Here is a 13,921-nt window from a genome sequence, read left to right on the forward strand (position 1 = left end):
ATGTCAGACGAGCGAATCAACAGACTGAATAGGCGACAGCTGCTGGGCACTAGCGTGGCTGCGGGCGCGACCGCCGTGAGCGGGGCTCTGACGCTGGCAGGCGGAGCCGTATCGCCCGCCGCCGCTCAGTCCTCTTCTGCCGCGCCGAGCGGCGAAGGCGGAAGTTATGAGGTGAAGCCCGGGGAACTCGACGAATATTACGTCTTCTTTTCCAGTGGCCAGTCGGGCGAGGTCCGTATCGTTGGCGCGCCCTCGATGCGCGAAATGATGCGCATTCCGGTCTTCAACCGCTGCAGCGCCACCGGGTGGGGCCAGACGAACGAGAGCCGCAAGGTGCTGACTGAAGGACTGCTTCCCAACACGAAGGAGTTCCTGAAGGACAAGGGCGGGATCTACCTCAATGGCGACCTACACCATCCTCACCCCTCCTTCACGGACGGGACCTACGACGGGCGTTATCTTTTCGCCAACGACAAGGCCAACACCCGCGTCTGCCGCATTCGTCTCGACGTGATGAAATGCGACAAGATCATCCAGCTGCCGAACCAGCACACCGTGCATGGCCTTCGCGTGCAGAAATATCCGAAGACCGGATACGTCTTCTGCAACGGCGAGGACCGGGTGCCGATCCCCAATGACGGCAAGGTGCTGGACGACCACAAGCAGTATCACGCGATCTTCACCGCCGTTGACGGCGAGACGATGAAGGTTGCCTGGCAGGTGATGGTCGACGGCAACCTCGACAACGTCGACGCGGACTATCAGGGCAAGTACTGCTTCGCCACCTGCTACAACTCGGAAGAGGGCGTGAACCTCGCCGAGATGATGGAGAAGGAGCAGGACTGGGTCGTCATCTTCAATCTCAAGCGCATCGAGGATGCCGTCGCCAAGGGCGACTATAAAGAGATCAACGGCGTTCCGGTGATCGACGGCCGCAAGGGCTCGCCCTACACGCGCTATGTTCCTGTCCCGAACAGCCCACATGGCATCAATACCGCGCCCGACGGAATCCATGTCGTGGCCAACGGAAAGCTGTCGCCGACCGTGACGGTCTTCGACGTGCGCAAGTTCGATGAGCTGTTCGACGACAAGATTCAGCCCCGTGACACCGTCGTTGCCGAGCCAGAACTCGGACTCGGGCCGTTGCACACTGCCTACGACGGCAAGGGCAACGCCTACACGACGCTCTTCATCGACAGTCAGATCTGCAAGTGGAACCTCGACGATGCCAAGCGGGCCTTCAAGGGGGAGGCGGTCGACCCCATCCGCCAGAAGCTCGACGTCCACTACCAGCCTGGCCACAACCATACTTCGATGGGGCAGACCAAAGAAGCTGATGGCAAGTGGCTGATTTCGCTGAACAAGTTCTCAAAGGACCGCTACCTCAACGTCGGGCCGCTGAAGCCGGAGAACGACCAGCTCATCGACATCTCCGGCGACCAGATGGTCCTGGTGCATGACAACCCGACCTTCGCGGAACCGCACGACGCAACCCTGGTGCACCGCTCCAAGGTCAATCCCGTCCATGTCTGGAACCGGGAAGATCCATTCTTCGCCGACGCGGTCAAACAGGCGAAGGCCGACGGCATCGACCTGATGTCGGCCGCGGAAGTCATTCGCGACGGCAACAAGGTCCGCGTCTACATGACGTCGGCGGCGCCGGCGTTCAGCCTCGAGACCTTCTCGGTAAAGCAGGGCGACGAGGTCACGGTCTACGTAACCAACATCGACGAAGTGGAGGATCTGACCCACGGGTTCAGCATCATCAACTACGGCATCAATATGGAGGTCGCGCCGCAGGCGACCGCGTCGGTCACCTTCACCGCGAGCCAACCAGGCGTGTACTGGTATTACTGTTCGTGGTTCTGCCATGCCATGCACATGGAGATGAAGGGCCGCATGTTCGTCGAGCCGCAGGGCGCTTGACGGCCATGACCCGTTCGGGAGCATTCACAGCGATGGGGGCGGCGGCGATTGTCGCCGTCCTCTCTGGCCCTGCCTGGTCGGCCAGAATCGTTGTCCCGGCGGGGAACGGAAAGGTGCAGGCCATTGTCGATGCGGCGTCGCCGGGCGACGTCGTGACGCTCTTGAGTGGCCAGCACAAGGGACCGATCGAGATCCGGAAGGCGGTGACGCTGGAGGGCGCTCCCGGGGCTGTCTTGATGGGAAGCGGACACGGCAGCGTCGTGACCTTGCGGGCGCCGAATTCGGCGGTGCGCGATCTCGAGATAAGAGGTTCGGGCACGGACATGGAAGCGATGGATGCCGGAGTGTTCGTCACCAAGACGGCGAGGGCGGCCATCGTCGAGCGCAACACGATCGTAGGCAATCTCTACGGAATCTATCTCCACGGTTCCCCAGACGCGGTCGCCAAGGGCAACCGTATCGTCGGGATGCGCGATGGCCGCACGAACGAGGCCGGGAATGGGGTGTCGGTATGGAACGCGCCCGGGGCCAAGGTCATCGACAATGACATCAGCTTTGGCCGCGACGGCATATTCTCGGTGACAAGCAAGCGAAACGTCTTCAGCGGCAACCGTTTCCGTAGCGTGCGTTTCGCGATCCACTACATGTACACCAACGACAGCGAGATCAGCGGGAACGTCTCGCTCGATAACGCCGTCGGCTACGCGATCATGTATTCCAGCAGGCTCAAGGTCACCAACAATCTGTCGGACGGCGATCGAGACCGAGGCCTGCTGCTCAACTACGCCAACGGCTCGCAGATATCGAGCAACGTCGTGCGTGGACGTCCCCAATCGGAGGAACGATGGAGGACGGCTGGACAACAGACCAGCGAGCATGGCCTGCCGGCCGCTGCCGCCGCAGCGTCGTTGCCTTCCGCCATGCGCATCGGCCCGGAGAAATGCGTCTTCATCTACAACGCCAACAAGAACGTCTTCCGCGAGAACTGGTTCGAGGGCTGCGAGATCGGCATCCATTTCACGGCCGGGTCCGAAGGCAACACCATGTCCGGCAATGCCTTCGTCAGGAACCGCAACCAGGTGAAATATGTCGGAACCCGGGATCTCGACTGGCAGGTTGACGGACGCGGCAACTACTGGAGCGACAATCCGGCCTTCGACCTCGACTCCGACGGTGTCGGCGACGCTCTCTATCGTCCCAACGATTTGATCGACAAGGTCCTGTGGACGGCTCCCCAGGCCAAAGTTCTCGTCAACAGCCCGGCGGTTCAAGTCATCCGATGGGCTCAGGCGCAGTTTCCGGCGCTGCTTCCGGGCGGCGTGGTGGATAGCCGACCGCTGATGGCGCCTCCAGAACTGCAGGGAGCAGCGCGATGAACAGCGGAACCGTGAGTGTTGAACGCGTAGCGAAGTCCTATGGCCGCCACGAGGCCGTGAAATCTGTGTCGCTCTCGTTGAACGCAGGCGAGACCATAGCGCTGGTGGGGCACAACGGCGCCGGCAAAACGACCCTCATCAAGCTTATGCTGGGCCTGATCCGGCCGAGCGCCGGCAACGTCCGCGTCTTGGGGGAAAACCCGGCGGCTGGCGAATTTGCCGCGCGCAAGAGCTTGGGTTACCTGCCGGAGAACGTTTCCTTCAACATGGCGCTAACAGGGCGCGAGACGCTGGCGTTTTACGCTCGGCTCAAGCGCGCGGCGCTCTGCCAGGTCCCGGAACTGCTGGATCGGGTGGGGCTGAGTGCGGCGATGGACCGAAGGGTGGGGACCTACTCCAAGGGCATGCGCCAGCGGCTGGGGTTGGCGCAGGCGCTCCTCGGGAGTCCGCAAGTCCTGCTGCTCGACGAGCCGACGACGGGGCTCGATCCGTCGCTGCGGCGCAGTTTCTACGCAATCATCGATGAGCTGAAATCCAAAGGAACCACCGTCCTGTTGTCGTCGCACGCCCTCACGGAACTGGAAGGAAAGGCAGACCGCGTAATCATCGTCAACCGCGGCATCAAGATCGCGGACGGCACGATAGAAGAACTGCGCCATATCGCGCGGCTGCCCACGCGTATCCGTTTGAAGCTTGCGGACAGCGAACCCGCGACGGTCGAGCGCTGGATCAGCGACACGGGCAGGTGGCAACGGGTCAACGGCCACATGCTGGAAATCGACGCGGCCCCGGAAGACAAGATTCAGCTCCTGCGCAGAGCTGCCGCAGAAGGCGCGCCCGTTGCCGATCTCGACGTGATCCCGCCGACGCTTGACGAGCTCTACGCGCATTTCTTGAGCACGCAGGACGCATTGCCATGAAAAACATCCTGATCCTTGCCCGGAAAGAGGTGCAGGAGGCCCTTCGCAACCGATGGGTCCTGGCGACAACGCTGTTGTTGGCCGCGCTCGCGCTGACATTGACGTTCCTCGGCAGCGCGCCGACTGGCATTGTCGCCGTCGGCGCACTTGACGTGGTCATCGTCAGCCTGTCCAGCCTGACCATCTTCCTCGTACCGCTAATCGCGCTCTTGATTTCCCATGATGCCATCGTCGGCGAGATGGAACGGGGCACCATGCTGCTGCTGTTGAGCTATCCGGTTGGCCGCTGGCAGGTGATTTTCGGAAAGTTTCTCGGGCATGTGGCGATACTGTCGTTCGCTACCCTTCTCGGCTATGGCGCGGCCGCCGCGGCGCTGGCGGCAACTGGCGCGGCCATCGACGCAGCAAGCTGGTGGGCGTTCCTGTCCATGATAGGCGCCTCGGTAATGCTTGGCGCTGGGTTCATCGCGATCGGCTACCTGGTGAGCGCGCTGGTGCGGGAGCGCGGGACAGCCGGGGGAATAGCGATCGGCGCCTGGCTGCTTTTTGTCCTCATCTACGACATGGGGCTGCTGGGGGTGCTGGTTGTGGATCAAGGCCGCAACTTGAGTGGCGGTCTGTTGGATACGCTGCTCCTGCTCAATCCAACCGATGTCTACCGCCTGCTGAATCTCGGATCCGGCAGCGCAGGATTGCTGTCAGGGATGGGTGGCATTGCACAGAGCAGCGCTCTCACGCCCGCCCTTTTGGTCGCGGCCCTGGCCGGGTGGACGATCATCCCGTTGGCGATGGCCACGGTCGTGTTTTCAAGGAGAGAGCTATGAGACTCGCCGCTATTGTCAGCATGTTTGCGGCAGTCCTGTTTCTGACAGGCTGCCGTGCCGAAGAAGAGGCGGGCACGCCGCAGCCTTTCGCGCTGACGGAAAGCGCGATCGGCCACTATTGCGGCATGAACGTGTTGGAGCACCCAGGACCCAAGGGACAGATCCTGCTGGGAAGTATACCTGAACCGATCTGGTTCTCGTCTGCACGCGATGCCGTGGCATTCACCATGCTGCCAGAAGAGCCCAAGAACGTCGCTGCCGTCTTCGTCTCCGACATGGCTGCAGCTCCGACATGGGAAGAGCCGGGCCCTGAGAACTGGATCGACGCCAGAAAGGCATTCTTCGTCATCCGCAGCTCCAAACAGGGCGGCATGGGTGCCGAAGAAACAATTCCTTTTTCGTCTGAAACTGCAGCCCGGGTCTTCGTGTCGATGCACGGCGGAGAGGTCGTGGATTTCGCCAGGATTCCACCTGAATACGTGCTAGGCAAAAGCCAGGCGGGGGGATGACATGGCGACGTTCATGAACCGCCGTCGCGCAATCGGGATACTGGCCGCCGCTTCCGGCTTGAGCCTGCTGCCGTTCGGTTCCGCTGTCACACCCCCCGCCAGCGCCGTGGACTGGCGCGGACAGGCGCTGGGTGCGCCAGCTGAATTGAGAATTCACCACCACGACCTGGCGCATGCGCAGGCGTTGGTGGAACAGGTCGCGGCAGAAGTCCGGCGCCTCGAACGCATCTTCAGCCTCTATCGTGAGGATTCGATCCTGGTTTCGCTGAATCGGCATCACTCGCTGGTAGCTCCGCCTGCGGAAATGGTCGACCTGCTTGCCAAATGCCGCAGCCATTGGACGTTGAGCGACGGCGCTTTCGATCCTACGATCCAGCCGCTCTGGTCAGCCTACCAAAGACACTTCTCTTCGCCCGATGCCGATGCGGCGGGGCCATCGGCCCGCGTTCTCGGGGATGCGCGCAGCAAGATCGGATTTGACCGCGTCGTTTTTAGCCGCGACCGCGTTGAGCTCCCCGCGGGCATGGCGCTAACCCTCAATGGCATTGCCCAAGGCTACATCACAGACCGCGTAGTGGCGCTACTTCGGGCTGGAGGCATAGGTTCCTGCCTCGTGGACATGGGCGAGTGCCGTGCCGTCGGCATGCGCCCGGACGGCAACGGCTGGCGGGTTGCGATCGCCGACCCGGATGACGCGGGCCGCCAACTCACGGTCTTGGATATCGTCGACCGAGCGGTAGCGACGACGAGTGCCTCTGGGTTCCATTTCGACAGCAGTGGCCGCTTCAACCATCTCCTGGACCCGCGCACTGGCCTGCCGGCTCATCGCTACAGGAGCCTGACGGTGGTCGCCGCGGAAGCCGGCGACGCAGATGCCCTATCAACGGCTTTCAGCCTGATGGACTCAGCCTCCATCGCTGCCGTTGCTAAGAAAGTTGGAAGGATGGACGTGCGCATTGCGCCAATCGGCGGTCCGGAACTGGTGATGCAAACATGACGGAGAGGGTGTTTGAGAACGGGCTCGCCCAGTGCCCGAGATGCGTATCAGAGCTTGCGGCGACATCGCGGGAGGTTAACCGCTGTTGTGGAGGTCGCGCGGAAAGCCCTTCGGGGCTCGTGAGGACGCTTATGACGTGGCCGCGTCGGGCAGCGGCCCGAGCCTGAGAGGAGCTCAATGATCGGCGCATCCCTGTCGCGGTGGACAATGTCGTATTTCGCCGCCGCCCTGTTGGCATTACTCCTGGCGCAGGCGCTGATGGCTGTCGGTTACGGCTTCCCCCACGTTCCAGTAGAATCGCCGCAGACGCTTGTGGTCGTGCATCTGGCGGTGCTCGGGTGGTTGAGCCTTCTGATGTGCGGGGCGCTATTTCAGTTCGTGCCTGTGCTGATAGCTCGTCCCCTTTACAGCGACGCTGCGCCCTTGCCGGCTCTCGTTTGTTTGGTGTCAGGCTTGGTGGCTCTCCTGCTCGGTTTCCTGGCGCTGGAGGGGAGAATCGCAGCGACGCCGTCGTTCCTCGCTGCTGCGAGCCCGCTTCTGTCGGTGGGATTTGCGCTGGTGCTAGGGAACCTGCTTGTCACGCTGTTGAAAGGCCGCCCATTGCCCATCCCAGCACGCTTCGTGGTTGTCGGCCTGGCAAGCCTCGCCCTGACTGCGGCCTTAGGCGTTACGTTCGCCCTCGTGCGGGGAGGCATTGCGGACGAGGAGCATCTTGTCGAACTCGCTTCGGAGGGCATTCCCATCCACGCCATAGCAGGACTTGGAGGCTGGCTTGGATTCTGCGCGATGGGTGTGAGCTACAAGTTGCTGGCCATGTTCATGCTGGCGCCCGAGCTCGACAGGCGCGGCAGCCGCGCGGCGTTTTTTCTCGGGACATGCGCCCTCCTGATTGTCGTGCCTGGAGCCGTCGTTGCGGTCTGGCTTGGCGGGAGTCGCGATCTGGTGCTACTCGCAGCCGGTGCCCTGGGCCTGGGTGCCATGGCGTTCTACGGTCGGGATATTCTGCACGTCTATCGTGCGCGCAAGCGTCGAACAATCGAATTGAACGCTCGCATGGCCACCCTTGCCTTCGTTTCCTTGGCGGCCGCGGTCCTGCTCGCCGTGATCGCCACGCTCCTGTCGGAGATGCAGAGGTATTCAGCTCCGATTGCTTTTCTTTTCGCATTCGGCTGGCTTTCAGGACTGGGGCTGGCAAAGCTTTACAAGATCGTAGCATTTCTGACGTGGCTCGAATGCTACGGCCCCGTTCTGGGCAAGATGCCGACGCCTCGCGTGCAGGATCTGGTCGTTGAGCCACGAGCCGGGAAGTGGTTTCTGCTGTACTTTATTGCGGTATGGTTGGGCGCTGCGGCGCTTGTATTTGGGTACCCTGGGGCATTTCAAGCGGCTGCGGCGGTCATGCTCGTCGCGACCGTTGGCATTGTAGGCGAGCTCGTGCGCGTCAGGCTTTTGGCTGATGTGCCCGAAGCCGGATTGCCAGCAGGCGTTCCCAGGCCGCCAATGCTCTGGTCGGCGGCACAATGAGAGAAGGTTGACATTCATGAACACGACATTCGTAGAGCTCGATGTACGGCCGCTGCTCGCGGCAGGCGATGAACCGTTCGGCAAGATAATGGAGACTGTTGCCTCGCTTGGACCCGGTGTTGGTCTTAGGCTATTCGCGCCCTTCAAGCCCATTCCGCTGTTGCAGGTGCTTGCTTCAAGAGGGTTCGACTATGAAGCAACAGAGATTGGCCACGGGGACTGGGAGGTCCTTTTCCGGCCGTCTGGCGAACTCGGGCCGGCAGGTTCAGCCGAAGAGGTGTCGTCGGAGACGTGGCCGGAGCCAGTTCGTCACTTGGACAATCGGGACCTGGAGCCGCCAGAGCCGATGGTACGCATCCTGGCCGAGGTTGAACAAATGGCGACAGGAGAGGTCCTGTTGGCCCTGCTCGGGCGCGAACCAGTCTTTCTGTTTCCCGAGTTGGAGAAGAGGGGGCACCGTTGGAAGGGAGGCATCGATTCCGGCGGCACGACCTATCGTCTGCTCGTTAGAATCAACGCGAAGGAGCAGGTCGGATGACGGTGGAAGCGACCGACGCGCTTGCCGACCGGGTGAAGCAGGCGCTTCGTATGGTGATAGATCCGGAGCTCGGTGACAATATCGTCGATCTGGGCCTCGTCTATTACGTGGCGGTCCACGAAGGAGGGGCGGCTTACATCGTGATGACGACCACCACGCGCGGTTGTCCGGCCGCCGCCTACCTCAAGGACGGTGCTCGAGACAGCGCGAAAAGCGTCTCCGGCATTGGATCTGTCGAAGTGTCTCTGACCTACGATCCGGAGTGGAGCCCGTCCATGATGAGCGCCGGCACAATGAGCCGACTCGGCATTGCAGGCTAACGACCGCGGCGGCCTAAGGCTTTATCTCGATGCTCCCTTCGAGCTTTTCGAGCTCGAACTCCGAGATCAGCACTTCGACCCGCACGACCCACGTTCCCGGAACGGGCAAGACCAGCCCGTCTACGCACCACCTATCCTCGCACCTTCGCGCCCGGCGGCGCATCGGTTCGATGCCAGCGTCGGCAAGTGTGGCAACGAACTCGACTTGCTTCGGTTCGACCAAGCCGGCCGAAAGAGCGATCGACGCGCTGACTGGACCCGCATGGCCGGGCGATACCGTGACATCGGCCATGGCCGTCGCTGTATGGACGTGCACCGTCGCAATTTCCGCGGCGGCCATCGATAGTGTTCGTGGTGGCGGCGTAAAGCGCCAGAAGGCAGCCACGGCAAAGACCAGGACGACAAGGAGCGTTTCTGCCGCAATGGACCGTACCAGTTGGCTCGTGGCTGGCGGTACAGTCAGTTTCCAGCGATTTAGGATGGCCAAGCCAAAGAGGGCAGTAAGCAACGACATCTTGAGCAGGAGCACGCGCCCATAGGCGGTGGTGACCAGTGCTCCAAGTTGCTCAAGCTGCACGCTTGCCAGGACGATGCCGGACACGAGAATGGCTGCAACAAGGTATGGGATTGTCCTTGAGAACCGCAGGAGCGAGTTGGCTGCGTCCGGGCGACGACGGGCCAGCACAAGCCCGAGCGGCATGAGCGCGCCCGTCCAGTACGCGATGCCGGCACCATGCGTGAACACCATCGATCGCATGAGCCATCGGGGCTCCGCCGATGCGGCGTGGCCGCTTTGAGCAAGTGCAATTCCTACGCCAACTAACGCAGCGAGTGATAGCAGCCGTGCCTGCAGTGCGATTGATAGGACGCTGCCTAGGGCCAGGGCCAAAACAATGACCGCGACGATGATTGTCGGCCCAAATGACGTGTTCATCGCCGCATGCCACGTATCCGCCTCCAGCAAGCGGAACATCGGGACGCCGAGGACATCGAGGCCCTGTGAGCCAACGGATAGCCCGCAACCCGCAATGCCGAAGGCTACCAGCAGAACGACAGGGATGCGGCCCGACGGATCGCCTCTCGTGATCCACGACAATGCGAATGCACCTCCAGCACCGAGAAACAGACCAAGGTACATCGCCACCTTCCCGATCCAGATTGATATACGGACGGAACGGCCACTGCCTTCGAAATTGGGCATTGAGCCAGTGCTTGGAATGCCTACCGAAAAGACAACGGAGCCGCCTATCGGGTGCCCGTCGGACGAGACGACACGCCACGACAAGACGTAGGTGCCGTCAAGGAGCGATGACGGAAGGAAGATTTTCAAGCTTCGGTCAGTAACCTCTAAGTCTGCGAGCGCGAGCGAAGTGCGATCTGGCTTGATGAGGTTCAGCAAGAGCGGCGAGACTGGTTCGCTGAACCTCAATGTCAGGTGCTCGGGCGGCCGCTCGATCAGCGCGCCGTCGGATGGGCTCGTCCCGACTAGGGTCGCGTGAGCGAATGCAGGAACTGCGGACATGAACCCGATTAAGACGGCCAGCATCAGGGAGCGAAGCTGGCCGCGTGATATGGCATTCCAAGCGCTGAGTGAGCATATCGGGTCATGATCGGTTTCCCGACGAAGCGAGGCGCGCGGGGCGCGCCTCGCTAGCGTCATCAATGCCCGCCGACTTCGTGCAGCAGCTTAATGGCGGGAGCCGGACGCTCAAGGTCGTCGGCTTTCTGCCCTACCGCAGGAATCTCGATCCAGCGTTCAGCGGCGCCCTCAGGGCACTCCTGGACGACAGGGAGATAGAGCTGCTCGCCAGCCGCGAGGTCCGTTGTGAGGAACGCCCTCAGGGTGAATTCATCGTACTCGTCGTCGGCCAGGCTACCGCCTGTCCAGACGACTTCCTTGATTCCTTCGCTGGTCGCTGTCCCGTGAAGGTCATAGGACTTTGCGTAGGAACCCTTCACCTTCTCCAGCGTCCAGCCGGCCTTCGGCATCGGCTTGACCGCAATGACCCCCTCCGGGATCTTAACGCGCACGACATTCGTTGGCTTTCCTTCGCAACCGTGTGGCACGCGCAGCACGGCTTTGTACGTCGATCCCACAGCGGCCTCCTTGGTTTCAAGGCTCACGTGAGCAAGGGCATTGCTTGCGCCAATTGCTGCCATTGCAGCTGCGACCAGTATTTGCTTCAACATGGGTTTTCTCCAGATTGCCGGCTTTTCCGGCCGGGTTTCAATAGACGTGTTGTGACGTTTGGGTGTCGTGCGGGCGGCAGACGTCAGAGGAGCATCCGCCTCGGTCCGCATGGGTTGGTCGCACGAAGTACTGAGGGAGGCCGGCTCGATTGCCGCGCCTCAGTTGCGGTGCCCGCCAGCCCCTTTGGCCATCGCCTCTACGAAAGATTGCGTGTTTCGCAGACTTGTCAGCGACGGGGTGGCGTCGTCGTTGTCGACGCTCTTTGCGGTAATGATTGCCGCTTCCCAACGATTGGAGCCGATCCCTCGGCCCTCGGACACGCAAAGCGATTGCGCCATCGCGAAAATCAACGCGGCGGCAAAGCCGACAATGCCGATCCGCTCTTCCAAGCTACGGAACAGCGAAGTTCGAGGGTTGACCATCTTGATGGAACGGAATGGCTTGTTCATGGGCGTCTCCTCGGACACGAACACGCAGATCCATGGCCACGCCAAGGTGTCAGGCGTGGAGGCGACATCGCAAATCGGAGAGGATTGATCGCGGCAATCAGGCCCGCAACGGGGGCGCGCGCGGATGAACGGCACCGTCGGTCGACAGCGACGCTGGACCCGACTGCCACGGCCGGACAACCATGGGAGCGCAGGCATAGGGCGTAACTAAAGCCCAACCACTGTCCATTGGCATACCCGTCGGCTGTGCCGACATGCTGCAGCCGATGGTACAGCAATCCGGCTGCCGCGAGTTCTTTCCGTTTGGGCCGCCCGAGTGAATTCCGCCATCGGTTGTGACGCAAATGGGGTTGCCGAACGTGTCGAACTGAGGATGCGCCCCAGCGGAGCCGATCGCGAACGCGCTGCCTATCGACTGCAGAACGAGCATGCAGGCCGCGGCTATAGCGACCCTCCAGCTCGTATTTCTGCCCCGATGCTTCACAGCCGTTTTCCTTCCGGATCTTCGAGTGGCACCTGGCCATCGATCGAACATGCCGCTGATATAGCCGCTCTCCCGGTCCCGGAATTTGTCCCCGGTCAAAGTGGCAGTGGAATTGGGCCGCACATCACGCAGCTGACACGCCGCGGTATCGGCCAGGTTTGTGATTGATAGCCAAGATCATATTGACGATCGTGGCGCCGAGGACCGAGAGCGCAAGATGGGCCGTCGTGAGCACAAAACATGCTGCCGCTAGAATCGCCAGATCGATGGCCAATTGCACATAGCCAGCCCTCACACCCCATGTCTCCTGAAGAAAGAGCGCCAGGATGTTGACCCCGCCCAGTCCGGTTCTGTGGCGGAACAGCATGAGAAGTCCGGTTCCGGACAGCGCGCTTCCGATAACCGTGGCGTACACCGGATCGAGGAGGGAGAAGTCGACCCATGATGTCGTAAGGCGTGAGAACATGGACACAAGCAGCACGGCCACGAAAGTTCGCAGCGTAAATCGCCAGCCCATGCGCCTGAGCGACAGCGCATAGAAGGGTACGTTGATGACGAAAAAGATGAGCCAGAAGCCCGTGTGGGTGACGTACTGGAGAAGCAGCGCCATGCCTGCCATTCCGCCGACTAGCAGCATGGTCTTGCCGTAGATCAGCATGCCCAATGCGACAAACAGCGTGCCCAGGATCATCGCCAGCGCATCTTCGTAAAGTTTGTGCGGTTCGGCTCCTTCGTCCATTGGCTTCGTACCCCGGCTCTGTCGATTTCACCGTTTCCCAGAACCGGAGGCACGGTAACCGCCCATCGAAGTAGGCAAATCATGTTGGCGGGAACGGTTCGTTGTGCTGGCGCAAACAGCACTGGAAGTGAGAGGCATGATCTCCGCTAGGGGGCTCTTTGCCATAGCGCAAAGTACTTGGCTATTTTCTGTGGCCTCGTGTCGCCATGGAAACAACCGTGGCGCCCATGCAGACATGCCAGTACGGAACAGCGACACGAGCAGGGTCGAGACGATCCGTACGAGAAACATCGGCCGATACCCCCGGTCAGAAGCCAGCAAGTAGGGCACGCAAAGTTGCCTCGGCCATCACTAATGCCATCCTGGACCATTCGCTGAAGCCGGGCACGAAGCTCTGCGAACAGGCGCTGGCGGACATTTTTGGTATCAGCCGAACGGTCGTTCGCCAGGCCATTATCCTGCTCGGAAGCGAAGGGCTCGTTGTGGTTGAACGTCACCGCGGCGCCTTCGTTTCTCAACCCGACTTCGATGAGGCGTTGGAAATCTGCGAATCCTTGGTCATGATCGAACAAGCGGCGGCTGCTCATCTTATCAGGCATCTGGGCGACACCGAATGGTCCGAGATCAAGCTCCGAATTGCCGAAGGGCAGCGCTCGGCGCAATCGGCCAATGGCCAGTCGTCATGCGACCAGGATTTTCAGTCTCTGCTCATCGACTTGACCGGAAATCCGGTTGCGAAATCCATTCACGCGCGGCTTCTTCGCAGAATGGAGCTTGTCAGATCCTTGGCTGGTCCCGATGCCGATCATCGGGTGCTGGCGGAGCGAAACGGGAAGCTGGTGGACCGTCTGGCAAAGGGCCAGTTCCGCCAGGCTGCCATGATGATAGAGCGGCATCGCATGGCGTCTATCCGGGGCGGATATGTCGAACGTCCGCATGAGCTGCGCGCAAGCAATGCACGGACGTGCCTTGCGGAATGGCAGACCGGGAGCCTGTTGGTACCGACGGTCCTGACTGAGCGTGTCGGATCACTTCGGCCCAGTCCGTGACTTGTGACTGCTTAGTATTCATCAGGCATCTTCCCCCCGATACCTCGATTCAAGTTCATCAGAAGTTGCGCGCCG

14 protein-coding genes and 1 pseudogene are annotated in these 13,921 nt (G+C 61.4%); 10 read left to right on the forward strand and 5 right to left on the reverse strand.

Annotation, left to right across the window (positions count from 1 at the left end; genetic code table 11):
• The 9 genes from nosZ to IG197_RS33600 all read left to right on the forward strand — a co-directional run bounded on the left by nosZ (position 1) and on the right by IG197_RS33600 (position 8,934).
• On the forward strand, positions 1-1,926 hold the full coding sequence (gene nosZ, locus IG197_RS33560; protein ID WP_192321664.1) for a TAT-dependent nitrous-oxide reductase: 1,926 nt from the start codon (positions 1-3) through the stop codon (positions 1,924-1,926).
• A 32-nt stretch (positions 1,927-1,958) separates the two neighbouring features.
• Positions 1,959-3,302, forward strand: coding sequence for a nitrous oxide reductase family maturation protein NosD (locus IG197_RS33565; protein WP_371746629.1), 1,344 nt, complete (start codon positions 1,959-1,961; stop codon positions 3,300-3,302).
• A complete protein-coding gene (locus tag IG197_RS33570) occupies positions 3,299-4,222 on the forward strand; it encodes an ABC transporter ATP-binding protein (RefSeq protein ID WP_192321668.1) in 924 nt (307 codons plus the stop codon). The genes IG197_RS33565 and IG197_RS33570 overlap by 4 nt, the downstream gene beginning before the upstream one ends.
• Positions 4,219-5,046 carry an ABC transporter permease gene (locus IG197_RS33575; protein ID WP_192321670.1) on the forward strand — a complete coding sequence of 276 codons (828 nt, stop codon included), beginning with the start codon at positions 4,219-4,221 and terminating at the stop codon, positions 5,044-5,046. Before IG197_RS33570 ends, IG197_RS33575 begins: the two co-directional genes overlap by 4 nt.
• Positions 5,043-5,555, forward strand: a complete 513-nt coding sequence (locus IG197_RS33580; protein WP_192321672.1) for a nitrous oxide reductase accessory protein NosL — start codon at positions 5,043-5,045, stop codon at positions 5,553-5,555. The genes IG197_RS33575 and IG197_RS33580 overlap by 4 nt, the downstream gene beginning before the upstream one ends.
• A gap of 1 nt (position 5,556) precedes the next feature.
• A complete protein-coding gene (locus tag IG197_RS33585; protein WP_192321674.1) occupies positions 5,557-6,552 on the forward strand; it encodes an FAD:protein FMN transferase in 996 nt (331 codons plus the stop codon).
• 177 nt (positions 6,553-6,729) lie between these two features.
• Positions 6,730-8,076 carry a hypothetical protein gene (locus IG197_RS33590; protein WP_192321676.1) on the forward strand — a complete coding sequence of 449 codons (1,347 nt, stop codon included), beginning with the start codon at positions 6,730-6,732 and terminating at the stop codon, positions 8,074-8,076.
• Positions 8,077-8,092: 16 nt separating this feature from the next.
• Positions 8,093-8,614: a DUF2249 domain-containing protein gene (locus IG197_RS33595; RefSeq protein WP_192321677.1), complete on the forward strand. Its 522-nt coding sequence runs from the start codon at positions 8,093-8,095 to the stop codon at positions 8,612-8,614.
• Positions 8,611-8,934 (forward strand): metal-sulfur cluster assembly factor, encoded by a 324-nt coding sequence (locus IG197_RS33600; RefSeq protein ID WP_192321679.1) that lies wholly within the window; start codon positions 8,611-8,613, stop codon positions 8,932-8,934. Before IG197_RS33595 ends, IG197_RS33600 begins: the two co-directional genes overlap by 4 nt.
• 13 nt (positions 8,935-8,947) lie before the next feature.
• On the opposite strand, the gene IG197_RS33605 is transcribed toward IG197_RS33600, so the two are convergent.
• The 5 genes and pseudogenes from IG197_RS33605 to IG197_RS33620 form a co-directional block, all read right to left on the reverse strand.
• Positions 8,948-10,135, reverse strand: a complete 1,188-nt coding sequence (locus tag IG197_RS33605; protein ID WP_246765548.1) for a copper resistance D family protein — start codon at positions 10,133-10,135, stop codon at positions 8,948-8,950.
• An 81-nt stretch (positions 10,136-10,216) separates the two neighbouring features.
• Positions 10,217-10,594 (reverse strand): annotated as a pseudogene (locus IG197_RS37020) (copper resistance protein CopC); the annotation flags it as partial.
• Positions 10,594-11,124, reverse strand: coding sequence for a YcnI family protein (locus IG197_RS33610; RefSeq protein WP_192321682.1), 531 nt, complete (start codon positions 11,122-11,124; stop codon positions 10,594-10,596). The pseudogene IG197_RS37020 and the gene IG197_RS33610, both read right to left, overlap by 1 nt.
• Before the next feature lie 159 nt (positions 11,125-11,283).
• Positions 11,284-11,574: a hypothetical protein gene (locus tag IG197_RS33615; protein WP_192321684.1), complete on the reverse strand. Its 291-nt coding sequence runs from the start codon at positions 11,572-11,574 to the stop codon at positions 11,284-11,286.
• 608 nt (positions 11,575-12,182) lie between these two features.
• Positions 12,183-12,797 carry a YitT family protein gene (locus IG197_RS33620; RefSeq protein WP_192321686.1) on the reverse strand — a complete coding sequence of 205 codons (615 nt, stop codon included), beginning with the start codon at positions 12,795-12,797 and terminating at the stop codon, positions 12,183-12,185.
• A 206-nt stretch (positions 12,798-13,003) separates the two neighbouring features.
• On the opposite strand from IG197_RS33620, the gene IG197_RS33625 reads away from it, so the two are divergent.
• A complete protein-coding gene (locus IG197_RS33625) occupies positions 13,004-13,846 on the forward strand; it encodes a GntR family transcriptional regulator (RefSeq protein ID WP_192321688.1) in 843 nt (280 codons plus the stop codon).
• Positions 13,847-13,921 lie beyond the last annotated feature (75 nt).

Source organism: Aminobacter sp. SR38, assembly GCF_014843375.1.
Lineage (GTDB): Bacteria > Pseudomonadota > Alphaproteobacteria > Rhizobiales > Rhizobiaceae > Aminobacter > Aminobacter ciceronei.

What these genes read in the sequence shown, in the direction of transcription:
- IG197_RS33585 (WP_192321674.1), top strand. Translation starts at nt 5,557, where the DNA reads ATGGCGACGTTCATGAACCGCCGTCGCGCAATCGGGATACTGGCCGCC.
- IG197_RS33625 (WP_192321688.1), top strand. Translation starts at nt 13,004, where the DNA reads ATGGAAACAACCGTGGCGCCCATGCAGACATGCCAGTACGGAACAGCG.
- IG197_RS33565 (WP_371746629.1), top strand. Translation starts at nt 1,959, where the DNA reads ATGGGGGCGGCGGCGATTGTCGCCGTCCTCTCTGGCCCTGCCTGGTCG.
- IG197_RS33590 (WP_192321676.1), top strand. Translation starts at nt 6,730, where the DNA reads ATGATCGGCGCATCCCTGTCGCGGTGGACAATGTCGTATTTCGCCGCC.
- IG197_RS33620 (WP_192321686.1), bottom strand. Translation starts at nt 12,797, where the DNA reads ATGGACGAAGGAGCCGAACCGCACAAACTTTACGAAGATGCGCTGGCG.
- IG197_RS33605 (WP_246765548.1), bottom strand. Translation starts at nt 10,135, where the DNA reads ATGCCCAATTTCGAAGGCAGTGGCCGTTCCGTCCGTATATCAATCTGG.
- nosZ (WP_192321664.1), top strand. Translation starts at nt 1, where the DNA reads ATGTCAGACGAGCGAATCAACAGACTGAATAGGCGACAGCTGCTGGGC.
- IG197_RS33610 (WP_192321682.1), bottom strand. Translation starts at nt 11,124, where the DNA reads ATGTTGAAGCAAATACTGGTCGCAGCTGCAATGGCAGCAATTGGCGCA.
- IG197_RS33575 (WP_192321670.1), top strand. Translation starts at nt 4,219, where the DNA reads ATGAAAAACATCCTGATCCTTGCCCGGAAAGAGGTGCAGGAGGCCCTT.
- IG197_RS33600 (WP_192321679.1), top strand. Translation starts at nt 8,611, where the DNA reads ATGACGGTGGAAGCGACCGACGCGCTTGCCGACCGGGTGAAGCAGGCG.
- IG197_RS33570 (WP_192321668.1), top strand. Translation starts at nt 3,299, where the DNA reads ATGAACAGCGGAACCGTGAGTGTTGAACGCGTAGCGAAGTCCTATGGC.
- IG197_RS33615 (WP_192321684.1), bottom strand. Translation starts at nt 11,574, where the DNA reads ATGAACAAGCCATTCCGTTCCATCAAGATGGTCAACCCTCGAACTTCG.
- IG197_RS33595 (WP_192321677.1), top strand. Translation starts at nt 8,093, where the DNA reads ATGAACACGACATTCGTAGAGCTCGATGTACGGCCGCTGCTCGCGGCA.
- IG197_RS33580 (WP_192321672.1), top strand. Translation starts at nt 5,043, where the DNA reads ATGAGACTCGCCGCTATTGTCAGCATGTTTGCGGCAGTCCTGTTTCTG.